This is a genomic window from Colwellia sp. C2M11, from assembly GCF_018860915.1.
Taxonomy (GTDB): Bacteria; Pseudomonadota; Gammaproteobacteria; order Enterobacterales; family Alteromonadaceae; genus Colwellia.
On the sequence record NZ_JAHKQD010000047.1, the window covers coordinates 1 to 15916 of the forward strand.

13 protein-coding genes, 6 tRNA genes and 1 pseudogene are annotated in these 15916 nt (G+C 35.7%); 6 read left to right on the forward strand and 14 right to left on the reverse strand.

Annotated features, from left to right (window positions below; genetic code table 11):
* The 3 genes and pseudogenes from KO509_RS12770 to KO509_RS12780 all read left to right on the forward strand — a co-directional run.
* Positions 1-573 (forward strand): annotated as a pseudogene (locus KO509_RS12770) (transposase); the annotation flags it as partial.
* A 601-nt stretch (positions 574-1174) separates the two neighbouring features.
* Complete coding sequence (locus KO509_RS12775) at positions 1175-2197, forward strand: Fic family protein (protein WP_215973660.1); 1023 nt, start codon at positions 1175-1177, stop codon at positions 2195-2197.
* A 317-nt stretch (positions 2198-2514) separates the two neighbouring features.
* Positions 2515-3207 carry a cytochrome b/b6 domain-containing protein gene (locus KO509_RS12780; RefSeq protein ID WP_215973661.1) on the forward strand — a complete coding sequence of 231 codons (693 nt, stop codon included), beginning with the start codon at positions 2515-2517 and terminating at the stop codon, positions 3205-3207.
* 92 nt (positions 3208-3299) lie between these two features.
* On the opposite strand, the gene KO509_RS12785 is transcribed toward KO509_RS12780, so the two are convergent.
* The 11 genes from KO509_RS12785 to KO509_RS12835 form a co-directional block, all read right to left on the reverse strand.
* The gene (locus KO509_RS12785; RefSeq protein ID WP_215973662.1) at positions 3300-3773 is read right to left on the reverse strand and encodes a cytochrome c; all 474 of its coding nucleotides are present in this window, start codon (positions 3771-3773) and stop codon (positions 3300-3302) included.
* Between the two features lie 385 nt (positions 3774-4158).
* Positions 4159-4243: transfer RNA gene (locus KO509_RS12790), tRNA-Leu, on the reverse strand.
* A 107-nt stretch (positions 4244-4350) separates the two neighbouring features.
* Positions 4351-4426 (reverse strand) — tRNA-Gly (locus tag KO509_RS12795).
* Positions 4427-4463: 37 nt separating this feature from the next.
* A tRNA-Gly gene (locus KO509_RS12800) sits at positions 4464-4539 on the reverse strand.
* Between the two features lie 124 nt (positions 4540-4663).
* Positions 4664-4748, reverse strand: a tRNA-Leu gene (locus tag KO509_RS12805).
* Positions 4749-4752: 4 nt separating this feature from the next.
* Positions 4753-4826, reverse strand: a tRNA-Cys gene (locus tag KO509_RS12810).
* 60 nt (positions 4827-4886) lie between these two features.
* A tRNA-Gly gene (locus KO509_RS12815) sits at positions 4887-4962 on the reverse strand.
* A 138-nt stretch (positions 4963-5100) separates the two neighbouring features.
* On the reverse strand, positions 5101-5679 hold the full coding sequence (gene pgsA / locus KO509_RS12820) for a CDP-diacylglycerol--glycerol-3-phosphate 3-phosphatidyltransferase (protein WP_215973663.1): 579 nt from the start codon (positions 5677-5679) through the stop codon (positions 5101-5103).
* Between the two features lie 75 nt (positions 5680-5754).
* Positions 5755-7593 carry an excinuclease ABC subunit UvrC gene (gene uvrC, locus KO509_RS12825; RefSeq protein WP_289847547.1) on the reverse strand — a complete coding sequence of 613 codons (1839 nt, stop codon included), beginning with the start codon at positions 7591-7593 and terminating at the stop codon, positions 5755-5757.
* Positions 7594-7649: 56 nt separating this feature from the next.
* Positions 7650-8294: a UvrY/SirA/GacA family response regulator transcription factor gene (gene uvrY, locus KO509_RS12830; RefSeq protein WP_215973664.1), complete on the reverse strand. Its 645-nt coding sequence runs from the start codon at positions 8292-8294 to the stop codon at positions 7650-7652.
* Positions 8295-8306: 12 nt separating this feature from the next.
* Entirely contained in the window at positions 8307-8573 is a 267-nt protein-coding gene (locus KO509_RS12835) for a hypothetical protein (RefSeq protein ID WP_159821107.1), read from the reverse strand.
* 286 nt (positions 8574-8859) lie between these two features.
* Here KO509_RS12835 and fabA point away from each other — a divergent pair, with 286 nt between their 5' ends.
* On the forward strand, positions 8860-9375 hold the full coding sequence (gene fabA / locus KO509_RS12840) for a bifunctional 3-hydroxydecanoyl-ACP dehydratase/trans-2-decenoyl-ACP isomerase (protein WP_215973861.1): 516 nt from the start codon (positions 8860-8862) through the stop codon (positions 9373-9375).
* 164 nt (positions 9376-9539) lie between these two features.
* Here fabA and bamE read toward each other — a convergent pair whose 3' ends face one another.
* The 3 genes from bamE to nadK all read right to left on the reverse strand — a co-directional run bounded on the left by bamE (position 9540) and on the right by nadK (position 12732).
* Entirely contained in the window at positions 9540-9935 is a 396-nt protein-coding gene (gene bamE / locus KO509_RS12845; protein ID WP_215973665.1) for an outer membrane protein assembly factor BamE, read from the reverse strand.
* 131 nt (positions 9936-10066) lie between these two features.
* Positions 10067-11743 carry a DNA repair protein RecN gene (recN, locus tag KO509_RS12850; RefSeq protein ID WP_215973666.1) on the reverse strand — a complete coding sequence of 559 codons (1677 nt, stop codon included), beginning with the start codon at positions 11741-11743 and terminating at the stop codon, positions 10067-10069.
* 107 nt (positions 11744-11850) lie between these two features.
* Positions 11851-12732, reverse strand: coding sequence for an NAD(+) kinase (nadK, locus tag KO509_RS12855; protein ID WP_215973667.1), 882 nt, complete (start codon positions 12730-12732; stop codon positions 11851-11853).
* A 189-nt stretch (positions 12733-12921) separates the two neighbouring features.
* Between nadK and grpE the strand changes: the two genes are divergently transcribed.
* Complete coding sequence (gene grpE, locus KO509_RS12860) at positions 12922-13578, forward strand: nucleotide exchange factor GrpE (protein WP_215973668.1); 657 nt, start codon at positions 12922-12924, stop codon at positions 13576-13578.
* A gap of 323 nt (positions 13579-13901) precedes the next feature.
* Positions 13902-15824: a molecular chaperone DnaK gene (dnaK, locus tag KO509_RS12865; protein WP_215973669.1), complete on the forward strand. Its 1923-nt coding sequence runs from the start codon at positions 13902-13904 to the stop codon at positions 15822-15824.
* The last annotated feature ends 92 nt before the right edge of the window (positions 15825-15916 follow it).

Genomic DNA, 15916 nt, shown 5'->3' on the forward strand with positions numbered 1-15916 from the left:
GACATCAGCTGGTTTATGCGCCTACTCAACCAAAGCATCGCGACACAAGCGAATCAAGAAGACAATTGCACTGGTCATTTCTGGGAAGGGCGTTTTAAATCTCAAGCTTTATTAGACGAAGCGGCCCTTGCTGCGTGTATGGCATATGTTGATTTAAACCCAGTAAGAGCGAATATAGCGAAAACCCCAGAAAGCTCAGGATATACCAGCGTAAAGCAACGAGCTATATCAGCCAAAAAGGCTAAACAGCCCAAAACGTTACTGCCTTTTGTGGGTAATCCACGCAAAAGCATGCCTAAAGGTTTACCATTTGAGCTAAAAGATTACCTTGAATTAATTGAAATGACAGGTCGCTGTTTCCGTGAAGATAAAGCCGGCTATATTGAAGCAACTCAACCTGCTTTACTTAACCGCTTGAACATCAGTCCTGATAATTGGCTAACGTTAACCAAAGACTTTAGACGATTATTTCATGGCGCGGTAGGTCACAGTGATGTATTAACAGATTATTGCGAGCACAGAGGATTGAAGCGACGAACCAATGTTAATTGTTGTGATAAACTTCTAGCGTAACCATTTAACAATAACCCTAACCATAATAACCACCTACCTATATCACGGTTAAACTTCCGCACGTCTAAAAATCGGTATTTCATCTATGTTTTTTAATTTTGGTTTTGTTCTGACTATAAGCGAGTGTCCTTATTAATTTTAATTTTTATTGTTCGATTTTAATGCTTAACATGGTCGTCGAATAAAAGGGTTAGATACTCACAGTTTATCAAAAAAACTAGCTACCACAATCAAATATATCTTAATGCCCCCCATCTACATCCCTTATTTTAAAAGGACATAAAGGTAATGTGCTAATACCGAAAAATCGGTAAGTTTAGCCTCACTATTTAACATTTTGACTACAGCTTATCTTGGATGATAACGAAAGTCTTATACTCATATTAAGTAATTTCAACGAAAGATTACAGGCAAAATCAGCCTGATACAGTGGCCTATCGTGTTTACCCTCAATCGTTTTCAGTCAAAAAAAACGATTTACTCGATGAGTAAATCGTTCTAACATTATCCATAATTAAGGTTAATTAAGAATTTTAATTATACTAACCCTCTTGATTAGCGTATCTTGTAGGTAGAATTAAAGCTTAAAATTTATTATCTCATGAGTCAATTTCAACCTCCGTTTACAGTCACATCAAAAATCATTCACTATATTTCAGATATTGCAGAAGCTATCGGCAAACTCTCTATAATGTACAACGAAAAAGATATCTTGCAAAGTAAGCAAGATGCTCTGGTAAAACAGGTTAAAAACGCACTACTTAATGACAATGTTACCTTGACAAAGGCGCAGATAAACACAATTTATCATAAAGACGACATTGATTTATCTGAAGAAATAATCAAAAAAGTAAATAATTCCATTGAAGTCTATGAACAGATGAATAATTGGGATATTAATTTATGCGATGACTTTTTGACAGCACATAAAGCGCTTATATTGTCTCAAGAAAATACAACTGATAACTATCGGACGAATAACACTATCAATAGCAAAAAATTGAAAGTAGCCCCGCAAGCTTTGCATATTCCACAGATGATGGAAGATCTTTTTAGCTGGTTGTCTACATCGACTGAACACCCGCTAATAAAAAGCTCAGTATTTCACTACGAACTTAAATTTATCCATCCTTTTGTTGAAGGTAATAGTCGCATTGCCTCTTTATGGCAATCTAAAATACTTAAGCAATGGAATCCGTTATTTATATTATTTCCTGTGGAAAAATTTATAGAGGCAACTAAACAGCAGTATAATAGTGCAATAAATGAAAGCACCGACACGGGGGATTCTTCAGTTTTTATCGAGTATATTCTCGAAAATACCTTAAGTACTATTTTAAAAATAGACAATAGCTTATTTTTAAATAAAGAGCCTGCACGATCACTGGCGCCAATAGAAAAAAACACAACCCCACAAGAAACACCACAAGTTAAAGCCTTGATAAATATATTAAGACAATCTGATATATCTTTAAATAGAAAGCAATTACAAGAAAAGTTGAAACTTAAAGATCGCAAGCACTTTAGAGAACGCTACCTTAAACCAGCGATGGACGCTGCTTTAATTGAAATGACTATTCCTGAAAAACCGAATAGTAAGCTACAAAAGTACCGGTTAATTTAATGTACACCTGTCCCCGTTAAAAGAATAGGGACAGGACAGTCGCTCAAATTTGTTAACAAAAGACTTTAGACAATTGTTTCATGGTGACTATAAGCGAGTGACTATAAGCGAGTGTCCTTATTAATTTATTATTAATTTATCTTTAATATTATGAATATGCGCTCAGCGTGTTAGTGTATTTATAAGCGTCAAATTCACTATCAGAATATATTGATCTACGGCTAAAACTGTCTATTTACCTTTTAATAAATAAGAGGTTTCACAATAGTTGTTCATTATTTATAATGTTATTATCGTTGTTCAACATAAATTAAATAATGAAAAATAAATTATTAGTTTGGGATCTTCCTGTTAGACTATTTCATTGGTGTCTTGTTATTTCACTTTTTGCTGCTTGGTATACATCAGATGGCGAACGAAACTTAATAGATTGGCATTTAAAAATAGGCTACTTTATTTTAGGCTTGATTATATTTCGCATAATATGGGGGGTATTTGGTACTCGCTATGCGAAGTTCACTCAATTTATACCCAATAAAAAAGCGCTTTTACACTATTTAAAAAACTTCAGACAAGAAAAAAACTATACTACTGTTGGTCATAATCCTCTTGGTGGGTTAATGGTGGTATTGATGTTGACGTTAGTTTTATCACAAGCGATTAGCGGGCTATTTATGAACGATGATATTTTTACTTCTGGACCTTACTATGCAAGTGCAAGTAGTTCGATTCAGAGTATTATGTCATTAATTCATCATAATGTTTTTGATATTATTATTATTGTATCTGTATTACATATAAGTGCTGCTTTTTATTATTTGCTGGTAAAAAAAGCGAATTTGATTGTACCAATGATCACAGGATATAAAAGTAGTGACAGTGCCGAAAATAAAAAAGGTATTAAATCATCTAAATTATTTGTGGCTTTAGTAATAATATTAGTTGTTGCCGTTTTCTTATATTGGTTGTTAGTCTTGAATGTACCAGTCGAAGAAGAGTTTTATTATTAGTACAAACAAAAAGGCCTGAATAACAACATATATGTTATTCAGGCCTTGTATAGCTATATTAGCTTTTATTTTTTACAGGACGGGCTTGAGTGTTATTCTTCTCTAAAGTTATCGTGACATCCGCCACACGTCTTTCCTACACCGCCAATAGCTGCTTTAATTGCCGACTCATCACCTGATGTAGATGCTTTAACAAGCTTTTCAGATGCTATTGTTAAATCATTAATTCTTTTTTCAAAGGCTTCACGCTTAGTCCACACATCTGGCAATGCTGTAGTGTCTACTTTATAAGCACTTGTATCAGTACTCGTGTAATCAGCAATCATAAATGAAAGCTGATTAATACGAATTGAATTTTTTTCGACTACCTTTGCATCAAATGGGATCTTTCCTTTAGCCATGGCGCCTAATGCACCCATATTTGCACCTAGCATAGTGAATACGGCATGGCGTAACTCGTTAGCTTTGTTAGCATGCTTTTCAGACGTTGCTGGTGTTGCAATAGCACTATTAGTTGCAAAAATAAGTGCGCATACTGTGATGATTTTTGTTGAAGCTAATTTCATTTTTTATCCTCTCTATGAATTAAGCATAAACTTTACCATTAAAGTACTCAGGAGTTAACTATAATATAAGAAGGAATTAGGCTAAAGAATATGAATAAGAACGATGAATATTAAGGAGGAGTTACCTAAGTAGTACTGATTATTTTTTTATAACGTCTCTATAGCAAGGTGAATTTTGTATGAAATGGATGGTAATGAATTACTAATGTTTGACTTAATACTAACTATTTATTCTTGTATTCTATATTGCTAAGAAATTATTACCTGAATAATATGAGATGTATGACAGATAAATAGTGATTTTATAAAATAACGGAGGAAAATAAACTATTTACTATATTTGCTGATATTAAATACTGTAAAAATATTTGAGATATTTTTAAAATGGTACCCGGAGCCGGACTTGAACCGGCACGCTTTTCGGCGAGGGATTTTAAATCCCTTGTGTCTACCAATTCCACCACCCGGGCATTGTATCTTTCGATAAGGGGAGTATTTTTATAGTAGGTTGGTACCTACTCTTTATAATATTATTTGTCATTGCTGACTGGTAACTTACCATAATACTAAAAAAATTTGGAGCGGCTAACGAGACTCGAACTCGTGACATTCACGTTGGCAACGTGATGCTCTACCAGCTGAGCTACAGCCGCTTCATAGAGCTTTATTTCTACTTCTAAAACAAAAATTTGGAGCGGCTAACGAGACTCGAACTCGTGACATTCACGTTGGCAACGTGATGCTCTACCAGCTGAGCTACAGCCGCTTCATTTTGTTTCGCATTCATTTCCTTAAAAATGAGCGCGCATTCTAGCGTATATAATTTTATTTGCCAAGTATAAAATACACTTTTTTTTACTTTTTTTTACACTCAACTTTCGTTGATGAAATGGTACCCGGAGCCGGACTTGAACCGGCACGCTTTTCGGCGAGGGATTTTAAATCCCTTGTGTCTACCAATTCCACCACCCGGGCACAATGGAGGCGGGTCCCGGAGTCGAACCGAGGTCCACGGATTTGCAATCCGCTGCATAGCCATTCTGCCAACCCGCCATTTTATCAACGCGAATTGAGGTGTAATCCTTTGGAGCTTAACTTTTATAAAGTTAAAGTTGGAGCGGCTAACGAGACTCGAACTCGTGACATTCACGTTGGCAACGTGATGCTCTACCAGCTGAGCTACAGCCGCTTCACCTGTTGACTCCCTGTCAACGAAAACGCATTCTACAGCGTATTAAGTTACAGTCAACTAATAAATAACTTTTTTATTTCGACTGCTCAAAAAGCAGCTAATTTGATGCTATAGCAATCAAAAACAACCTAGCTATTATCTTTTTAGCTCCGGCCAAGCGGCTTTAAAGTAACTAACTAAGGTTGAAATAGTTAAAATAGTGGCAATGGCGTAGAAAAAGTAAGCGGCATAATTGATAATTTCATGCGGTAAATAAAATAAAATTAACGGAATGTCGTAATCAGGTCGCCATATTAATCCCATAATACCCAACATTTGAGCTGCGGTTTTATATTTTCCCATATCAGACACGGCAATAACGTCGCGCTTACCACGCGATGACATAAATTCTCTCAAAGCACTGATGAATATTTCCCGTGCGATCATAATAATTGCCGGAATAGCAATGAGCCAATTCTGATATTCTTGTACGATCATAACTAAAGCTGCTACCACCATCAGTTTATCAGCCACAGGGTCAATAAAAGCGCCAAAGGCTGAAGATTGATTTAATTTTCGTGCTAAATATCCGTCTAAGGCATCGCTAATTGAAGCGGTCCAAAACACTACAAAGGCACCAAAGTGACTCCAAGATAAAGGTAAATAGAAAATAATAAGGAAAACGGGAATCAAAATGATCCGAAATAAGGTTATTTGGTTGGGTAATGTCCACATAGTTTTTATTTTAGTTAAAGATATAACAGCAAAAGTTCTGAGTTTATTCTACACAGTATCAGGAGTTAGATATAGTCACTTATTGTGTAAAGCGTCATAAATATTTTGAGCAAGTACGATACTAATACCTGGAACTTTCTGTAATTCACTTACGTCAGCTTTATTTACTTCCTGAATTCCACCTAAGTGTGTCAGTAGGGCTTGCCGTTTCTTTGCTCCTATCCCTTCGATAGATTCTAATACTGACTTTTTAGTTACCTTCTGCCTTTTAGCTCGATGTCCTGTAATTGCAAATCGGTGTGACTCATCGCGTATATGTTGTACTAGGTGTAGAGCTGGAGAAGTACCAGGTAATGATATTAATTGGTGAGAGCCAGCTAGTATTAATGTTTCTAAGCCCGGTTTTCTAGATTCGCCTTTAGCTACGCCAACAAGCAAAGGAATTCTTTCAAGCGCTTGTTCAGAACTTAATTGTGCAAAAAATTCTTCAGCTTTTGCTAATTGGCCTTTACCACCATCAATAAAAACGATGTCAGGTAACTTCTTTAATGCTTCAATATCGGTTGCTTTTATTTTTCCATAACGTTTATTTAAAGCAAAAGCCATTGCTGCATAGTCATCACCCGGTGTAATACCGTAAACATTATATCGACGATAATCACTCTTAAGCGGACCTTCTTGGTTAAAAACAACATTAGATGCTATAGTTTGTTGTCCCATTGTATGGCTAATATCGAAACACTCTATTCGGTTTATACCATTTGGTAATTCAAAAACTTCATTTAAAGCGGCAAACCTAGCTTGCATCGATTCTTTATGACTGTTTCTTGTTAGCAAAGCAGTTTGTGCGTTGGTTGCGGCTAGCTTTAAGTATTGTCGACGCTCGGATCTAATCTTGGTTGATATTTTAACCTCATGCTCAGACTGTTTTGATAATAATACTGCAATTTCTGTCAGTTGTTCAAAATCACACGGGGCTATAATTTCTTTTGGGATCATGCCTTCGTTCGAACCGCTGCCGAGTTCATTGCCTAAATAATGTTGTCCGATAAATGCTTGTATGACTTCTTCATCACTTGTGTCATTAGGTACAACAGGGAAATAGCTTTTACTGCCTAATATTTTATGGTCACGAATACAAAGTAAATGAATACAAACTTGGGTTTTAAGCCTAAATAATCCAATAACATCCATTTCAGCTGCTATACCACTAACATATTGTTGTTGCTGTACTTTACGTAATGTAGTGATTTGATCTCTATATTTAGCCGCTTGTTCGAAATCTAATTGGCTACTCGATAATTCCATTTTTTCAACAAGTTGCTCAATTACCATTGAGCTTTTACCTTTTAAAAATAGTTTGGCTAAATCAACTTGTTGTTGGTAATTTTTCTCAGATATTTTGTCAACGCAAGGTGCTAAACAACGTCCTAATTGATATTGTAAACAAGGTCGTGATCTTGCTTTGTAATAACTATCTTCGCACTGTCGGATAGGAAAGATCTTTTGCATTAAGCGTAGGCTTTCCCAAACAGCTCCTACAGTAGGGTAGGGACCAAAATAATCACCTTTAGTGCGTTTTCCTCCGCGATGAAGACCAAGTTTAGGGTGTTTATGGTGAGTAATTAATAAATAAGGGTAAGATTTATCATCTCTGAGTAAAATATTATATTTAGGCTGATACTTTTTAATATAATTATTTTCAAGAATTAATGCTTCGCCTTCTGTATGAGTTACAGTGACGTCTATAGCGCAAATTTGATTAACTAATGCTTTTGTTTTTACCGAGCCTACATCTTTACGAAAATAGCTGCTCAAACGTTTTTTAAGATGCTTTGCTTTTCCAACATAAATAACTGTTTGGCTAGCATTGTACATCCGATAAACACCAGCTTGATCTGTAACTGAACTCAAGAAGGCGTCGCTATCGAAATGTTGTGTTGGTGCGGTGTTATGTATGTTTGGCAAAATTATAATTTTTCTGTATTTATCATGCCGTGACGAATCGCTAAATGTGTTAGCTCTACATCATTTCCTACATTTAACTTATCAAACATTCGATAGCGGTAGCTATTAATTGTTTTTGGACTTAAGTGTAAATGTTCAGAAATATCAGGTACTTTTTCACCACGAGTGATCATTAACATTATTTGTAATTCGCGATCTGACAATTCGCTAAAAGGGTTTTCGTCTTTTGTTTTAAATTGACTTAAAGCCATTTGTTGAGCTATTGCAGGGGGTAAATAACGTTGACCACTATTCACGGCTCTAATAGCATTAATCATTTCATTTGGCCCTGCGCCTTTAGTTAAATAACCAGCAGCACCTATTTTCATTACCTTGGTTGGGAAAGGGTCTTCGGTGTGAGCCGTTAAGATTATTACTTTAACTTCTGGTGCTAGGCGTAAAATCTTTTTCGTTGCTTCTAAGCCGCCCATGCCAGGCATATCCATATCCATTAAAATAACGTCGGGTTCAGTCATACGACAAAATTTTACCGCGTCTTCACCTGTTTCACATTCATCAATAACCTTAAAACCTTTAACTTCGTTGAGTATTTTATTAACACCAGTGCGTACTAGTTCATGGTCGTCAACTAATAATATATTTATCAATGGAATCTGCCTTTATAACTCGTTATTTTTTAGCCAACTATTAAGTAAGCCAATTTGCCCATTTTTATAGGCGGCATAAGTTAAGCGAACTGCGTTGCTTAAAATAATACTATCAGACCAGTTAGTTTGTTCAGCAATTAATTGATAACATACTCTAGCTTCGGGTGATAAGTATCCGCGCATCTCTTGCTTACCACGTTCTTTTTGTCTTTCCCTGTAGCGTTTCTGCTTCTCGGCATTAGTCATAGCCTTTTTCTTATTTTTAACGGTATCGTTCATTTTAATCTCGATGCGCTTTATAAAATTTTGCAACTAGCTGCTATGTTACCCTGACCGTTTTATTTTGCAATACGATAGTGAAAGCTAATAGCGCTAAATGTTTACAGAATTTAGTAATATTATCTTGCCTTGGGTAAATCAATCGATAAAAAACGATATTATCCCCATTAAAGTTGTTTTTTTTACTGTTCGGAGTTGTTTAGTGTACAAGTGTTCGCTAAAGTAACGCTCAAGAAATATTACATCCTTAGTAAACAACTTCATATAGGTCAAAATACTTATGGCAATGGCACAACAGAGTTCGTACAACAAAGCAGATTTAGTTAAAGCAGGTACAGGTGAAATGTTTGGTGAGGGTAACTCACAACTTCCTTCAGACAACATGCTAATGATGGATCGTATATTAACGATTACTGAAGAAGGCGGTGAGTTTGGTAAAGGTTTTATCGAAGCCGAATTAGATATTTCACCTGATTTATGGTTTTTTGATTGTCATTTTAAAGGTGACCCTGTAATGCCTGGTTGCTTAGGCTTAGATGCTATGTGGCAATTAGTTGGGTTTTTCTTAGCGTGGACTGGTGGTCCAGGTAAAGGAAGAGCATTAGGTGTAGGTGAAGTTAAATTTACTGGACAAATCTTGCCTACGGCAAAAAAAGTAACCTTTAGAATTGATTTCAAACGTGTAATTAAACGTAAATTATATATGGGCTTAGCTGACGGTACTGTGAGTGTTGATGGCCGTGAAATATATTTAGCTAAAGATTTAAAAGTAGGCTTATTTACCGATACAAGTAAGTTCTAGTTATTTTATTAAATTTGGTTAGCGCGTTGTAAAACGAGTTAACCAAATTTAACCTATACTAAAAATAGCTAATATGAAAATTATCATGTCATATTAGTTGCTCTCAAGTTAGTTTCGTATTGTAATAATATAAATAAAACAATTATTTTAAAAGCATAATGCGATTAACTACCTTGTTTATCCGTATTGATTTGTTCATCATTTTGTATGATAGGGGCGTTGAATGGGATATGAAAATTTTCTGATAATTCAAAATCGCCATCTGCTGAAACTAGTTTGTTATCTTCAAACTTCATGGTGAAATTCTTCTGGGTATCTAACTTTTCACTACGACCTGACTTGAAACGATAAACATAATTCCAAGTATCTTTGTCAAAAGAATCAACTAAAACAGGGCTTCCCAAAACAAATTTAACCTGTTCCTTAGTCATACCCACTTGTATTTTATCTATGCTTTTTTGCTCAAGATAGTTTCCTTGAGGAATATCAATACGATAAACCCAACTTGAACAAGCAGAAAGTGATAGGGCTATGGTAATAATTGAGGTACGAAACAACATGAAATTTTACTTTCCTTAAATATAAATCAATACAATTAAAAATTAATGCATTAAGTGCAAGCAGTGATAATAACGAAGCACGGCTTGAGATACAAAGCTATTTTTCATAAATTTGCGATAGACATCCGTAATTAACCGGCTAATAACTCTTGTGCGTTAGCTAAACTATGCTCGGTTATTTTATTACCTGCAAGTAAACGTGCTATTTCTTGGATGCGACTTTGCTCACTTAGTTCCGTTATTTTTGTTTCAGTATGTTCACCATCGGTTAGTTTACTAACAAAGTACTGTTGATGTCCCTTACATGCCACTTGTGGTAAATGCGTTACACATATTACTTGAGTGTTTTTAGCTAGTTGTTGTAATTTACTCCCCACCATTGCCGCTGTAGGACCACTTATGCCTACATCTACCTCATCAAAAATTAGGGTCGGGGTAATGACTTTGTCTGCTAATATAACTTGCATGGCTAAACTAATACGGGATAATTCACCACCAGAAGCGACTTTACTCATTGCCTCTAATGCTTGACCAGGGTTTATACTGACCTGAAAGTCAATTTTGTCTACACCATTGGCTGATATCGTAGTGAGACTGTCATTATGTGATTCAATTGCAATGTGAAATTTTCCATGGGGCATATTCAGCTCTTGCATGCTTTTGCTAATATCTTTACTTAATTTTTTGGCTGCTTTTTTTCTCGAAGAAGTTAAAACTAAGGCACTATCTTGGTAGTTTTGCTCTGTTTTGACTAGTTCTTCAATTACCACATTAATTCTTGATTCATCATTGGAAATATTTGTTAACTCTTGAGTGAGTGATTGATGAAAACTAACTAAGTTTTCTGGAGGTAAACTATGTTTTTTTGCCAGTTGCAAGGCTGTAGAATAGCGCTCTTCGATTATTGCGTATGCTTGTGGATCTAATTCAAGTTCTTGATAGTAGTGTTTAAGATCTGCAGAAGCCTCTTCAACTTGTAAAAAAGAGTCATTAAGAATAGTTGCAATATTTTTCAGCCTTTCATCTAAACGGGCTAAGGCAGCTATGTTGTCACTACAATGGCGTAACGAGTCGAGTACATTAAAGCTTTCGTCTTCAGTAAGTGTATGTAGTGATTGGAGAGTTGTATCAAGTAAATCTTGAGCATTAGCATGGCGTTTATAATCACTTTCTAATGTTTCAAACTCTCCTTCTTGTAAAGAAAACTCATTGAGTTCATTCACTTGATATTGGAGTAGTTGTTGCTGAGCTTCACGTTGTTGTTTGTTTTGCTGTAATAAATTTAATTCTTTATTTAATTTATGCCATTGTTGATAATAATGTTTAACTTCATCCAGTGCTGACTGATGATCTGCATAATCATCGAGCAACTTACATTGCTGACTTGATTTAACGATTAATTGGTGATCATGTTGACCATGTATATTGATCAATAATTGACCCACTTCTTTAAGCTGTACTAGAGGTACTTGACTACCATTAATGTAAGCTTTTGAGCGACCTTCAGCAGAAATTACTCGTCGTAGAATACACTCATTGCTTGATTCCAATAACAGATCATGAATCGTTAGCCAGTGCTGAGCATTTATATTTTTTTGTATATCGAAAGTGGCAGCAAGTTCTGCTTTTTTGCAATTAGGACGAACAACATTAGTGGTGGCTCTATCTCCTAAACATAAACCTAAGGCATCTATTGCTATAGACTTACCCGCGCCAGTTTCACCTGTGATAGTTGTCATGCCAGATTGCCAATCAATATCAAGTGATTTAACAATGGCGAAGTTTTGAATGTTTAGTTGTAAAAGCATAATGTGAACTCTCACTTTACTGTATAAATATATAGTTGTTAATTTATACAGTAATTTATGCTTTTGCAAGTAACTTAGAAAATTTTAATCGTTTTTATTAAATAAGATTAATAAAGCTTATTGCCCCATCCTAATTTATTTCGTAGTACGTTAAAATAATCATGATCGAGAGGATGAACTAAGCGTATAGTTTGAGGACTTTTTTTAATGATAACTTCGTCACCAGGCATAACGGCTAGAATTACATGTCCATCACAGCTAACTTGTAAACTTTCTTGATTTTCATTTGCAAGTATTAGCTTTATTTCACTATCACCGTCCACCACAATAGGGCGACTAGTTAGTGTATGAGGAAACATAGGTACCAAAGATAAAGCATTTAAATTAGGCGTTAGTATAGGTCCGCCAGCAGACATAGAGTAAGCGGTCGATCCTGTAGGAGTTGAAATAATCAAACCATCAGAGCGTTGACTAAACATAAATGAATTATCAATATGAACTTCAAACTCAATCATGCTGGCAACTTTACCTGCATGTAAAACCGCCTCGTTTACGGCACTGTTCGAGCTTTTAAGTTTACCATGCCGATAAACTTCAGCTTCAATGATAAAGCGCTGTTCAGAGCGAGATTTACCATTTAGAATTTCTTCAAGTGGTTTTATTATTTCATCAGGGGATAAGTCGGTTAAAAAACCTAAATTCCCACGGTTTACACCAATAACGCCGATGTCAAAACAAGCTAAAACTCTAGCAGCACCTAACATGTAGCCATCACCACCAACAACAATAGCAAGATCTGCATTATTACCAATATCGGTGAGAGAACATTCATTCATATCTGTAATTTCGACAGAAGTAGCGACGGATGTTTCTACTAATACTTGGTATTTATTTGCCAGTAAATAGTCATGTAATGCCGCTATTGTGGAGCTTGCACCTTGATGATTGGGCTTACCAATAAGCCCAATTGTTTTATAAAGTTGAGCCATAACAATTATTTCATATTTGATATCTTTAAAAGAAGTTTCCCTTTATTTGCGTGGCTTGTAAAGTTTGTATTTGATAAAATGCACTTAATTAGTTGCTATAAAGGCTTGAATAGCGAAAGCTTGACCCCATAATTAGCATTATTGCATTTTTATTATTGTAAAATTACTAAGATTTAATTGGAGTTTTTTATGACTACAGAGTCTACAAAATCAGAAGAACAGCAGTCTGCTGAGTTTTCTACAGAAGAGTTATCGCCAGAGCAATTAGCTGACGAAATTGTTCAGCAAGCAGAAGAACAAGTTGAAGAACAGCATGAACAAGCTCATGAAGTCATTAGTGCTGAACAAGAGCGTATTAATGAGTTGGAACTTGCTTTAGCAGCAGCTCAAGCAAAAGTTACAGATCAAAAAGATTCAGTAATTCGAGCGAAGGCTGAAGTGGATAACATTCGTCGTAGATCTGCGCAAGATGTTGATAAAGCGAAAAAGTTTGCTTTAGAAAAGTTTGCTGGTGAAATGCTTGTTACTGTTGATAACTTAGAGCGTGCATTACAAAATATTGATAAAGAAGATGACAGTAAAGCCGCAGTTATTGAAGGTGTTGAATTAACTCTTCAAGGTTTAATCTCATCATTAGAAAAATTTGGTATTAAATCTGTAGATCCACAAGATCAACCTTTTAACCCAGAATTACATCAAGCAATGTCTATGCAAGAAGTGCCTGGCGTAGCACCTAATACGGTTATTGCTGTAATGCAAAAAGGTTACGAACTTAATGGTCGTTTAATTCGCCCTGCTATGGTGATGGTATCTAAAGCAGCACCTAGCGTTGATGAATCTGTTTAATTGTTAAAATAAATAGATTCTCAAGTTACTATGTGATGCATTTTCAAAAACCAGACAATTTGTCTGGTTTTTTATTTTAACCCTATATTTTATTTTAACCCTATATTGGTATGCATTGTCTTTTAAGCTTAAGTTACTTTAGCTAAAACATGACTAAAACAGCTTAATAGAACGGAAGAAATGATTATTTTAAATAAAATGCATTTATTTACAAAATTTCTATTGAAAAGTATTTTCCTACCCCCATTTAATATTTCAACAACAGATTAATTAAGATTTTGCTCTCAAAGGAGAGCAGAACATAATAGATAGGAGCTTCCCTCATGGGTAAAATCATTGGTATTGACTTAGGTACAACTAACTCTTGTGTTGCTGTATTAGACGGCGATAAAGTTCGTGTTATTGAAAATGCAGAAGGTGATCGTACTACACCTTCGATTATTGCATATACTGAAGAAGGCGAAACATTAGTAGGTCAACCTGCTAAGCGTCAATCAGTAACAAACCCTAAAAACACATTATTCGCAATTAAGCGTTTAATTGGTCGTCGTTTTGAAGACGAAGAAGTACAACGTGATATTAAAATAATGCCATTTGGTATTGTTAAAGCTGACAATGGTGATGCTTGGGTTACAGCACGTGATAAAAACGTTGCTCCTCCACAAGTTTCTGCTGAAGTTCTTAAGAAAATGAAGAAAACAGCTGAAGACTACTTAGGCGAAGAAGTAACTGAAGCCGTTATTACTGTTCCTGCTTATTTCAATGATTCACAACGTCAAGCAACAAAAGATGCTGGTCGTATTGCAGGTCTTGATGTTAAACGTATTATTAATGAGCCTACAGCTGCTGCTCTTGCTTACGGCATGGATAAAAAAGAAGGCGATAAAGTTGTTGCGGTATACGATTTAGGTGGTGGTACATTCGATATCTCAATTATTGAAATTGATGAAGTTGATGGTGAGCACACTTTTGAAGTATTAGCGACTAATGGTGATACGCATTTAGGTGGTGAAGATTTTGATAACCGTTTAATTAACTATCTTGTAGCTGAATTTAAAAAAGACCAAGGTATGGACTTAACAGCTGATCCTTTAGCAATGCAGCGTTTAAAAGAAGCTGCTGAAAAAGCTAAATGTGAACTTTCTTCTGCACAGCAAACAGATGTTAACTTACCTTACATCACTGCGGATGCTTCTGGTCCTAAGCACATGAACATTAAAGTTACACGTGCTAAATTAGAGTCATTAGTTGAAGATATGGTTAAAGCGACATTAGAACCACTTAAAAAAGCACTTAAAGATGCTGATTTATCAGTAAGTGACGTAAATGACGTTATCTTAGTTGGTGGTCAGTCTCGTATGCCAATGGTTCAACAAGCAGTATCTGATTTCTTTGGTAAAGAGCCACGTAAAGATGTTAACCCTGATGAAGCAGTAGCTTCAGGTGCAGCAATTCAAGCGGGTGTTCTTTCAGGTGATGTAACTGATGTATTATTGTTAGATGTTACACCTTTATCTTTAGGTATTGAAACGATGGGCGGCGTGATGACGAAAGTTATCGATAAAAACACCACTATCCCAACGAAACAATCACAAACATTCTCAACAGCCGATGATAACCAAGCTGCGGTTACTGTACATGTTGTTCAAGGTGAACGTAAGCAAGCTTCTGCTAACAAATCACTTGGTCAATTTAACCTTGAAGGTATTGATCCTGCACCACGTGGTACACCACAAATCGAAGTTACTTTCGATATTGATGCTGATGGTATTTTACATGTTACAGCTAAAGACAAAAACACTGGTAAAGAGCAAAAAATTACGATTAAAGCTTCAAGTGGTTTATCAGATGAAGAAGTTGAGCAAATGGTAAATGATGCTGAAGCAAATGCTGATGCTGATGCGAAGTTTGAAGAGCTAGTACAAACTCGTAATCAAGCTGATGGTATAGTTCACGCTACTCGCAAGCAAGTTGAAGAAGCTGGCGATGAACTACCTGCTGAAGACAAAGAGAAAATTGAAACGGCAATTTCTGAACTTGAAGAAGTACTTAAAGGTGAAGATAAAGAAGCAATTGATGCTAAATCTCAAGCGCTTATGGAAGCTTCAGCTAAATTAATGGAAATTGCTCAAGCAAAACAGCAAGCACAAGGTTCGCCTGAAGGCGCTGCTTCAGATGCTGAAGGTTCTGATTCTGCTGATGATGTTGTTGATGCAGAGTTTGAAGAAGTAAAAGACGACAAGTAGTCTTTAGCTTATTCGGATTGAAGTAAAATTAAAGCGCTGGCCTATCCCCGGCGCTTCTTACGTTAAAGCGTATGTTAATTTAAGTGCAAACA

Coding starts and splice junctions, on each gene's coding strand:
- KO509_RS12775 (WP_215973660.1), top strand. CDS start 1,175: ATGAGTCAATTTCAACCTCCGTTTACAGTCACATCAAAAATCATTCAC.
- KO509_RS12780 (WP_215973661.1), top strand. CDS start 2,515: ATGAAAAATAAATTATTAGTTTGGGATCTTCCTGTTAGACTATTTCAT.
- KO509_RS12785 (WP_215973662.1), bottom strand. CDS start 3,773: ATGAAATTAGCTTCAACAAAAATCATCACAGTATGCGCACTTATTTTT.
- pgsA (WP_215973663.1), bottom strand. CDS start 5,679: ATGTGGACATTACCCAACCAAATAACCTTATTTCGGATCATTTTGATT.
- KO509_RS12835 (WP_159821107.1), bottom strand. CDS start 8,573: ATGAACGATACCGTTAAAAATAAGAAAAAGGCTATGACTAATGCCGAG.
- fabA (WP_215973861.1), top strand. CDS start 8,860: ATGGCACAACAGAGTTCGTACAACAAAGCAGATTTAGTTAAAGCAGGT.
- bamE (WP_215973665.1), bottom strand. CDS start 9,935: ATGTTGTTTCGTACCTCAATTATTACCATAGCCCTATCACTTTCTGCT.
- recN (WP_215973666.1), bottom strand. CDS start 11,743: ATGCTTTTACAACTAAACATTCAAAACTTCGCCATTGTTAAATCACTT.
- nadK (WP_215973667.1), bottom strand. CDS start 12,732: ATGGCTCAACTTTATAAAACAATTGGGCTTATTGGTAAGCCCAATCAT.
- grpE (WP_215973668.1), top strand. CDS start 12,922: ATGACTACAGAGTCTACAAAATCAGAAGAACAGCAGTCTGCTGAGTTT.
- dnaK (WP_215973669.1), top strand. CDS start 13,902: ATGGGTAAAATCATTGGTATTGACTTAGGTACAACTAACTCTTGTGTT.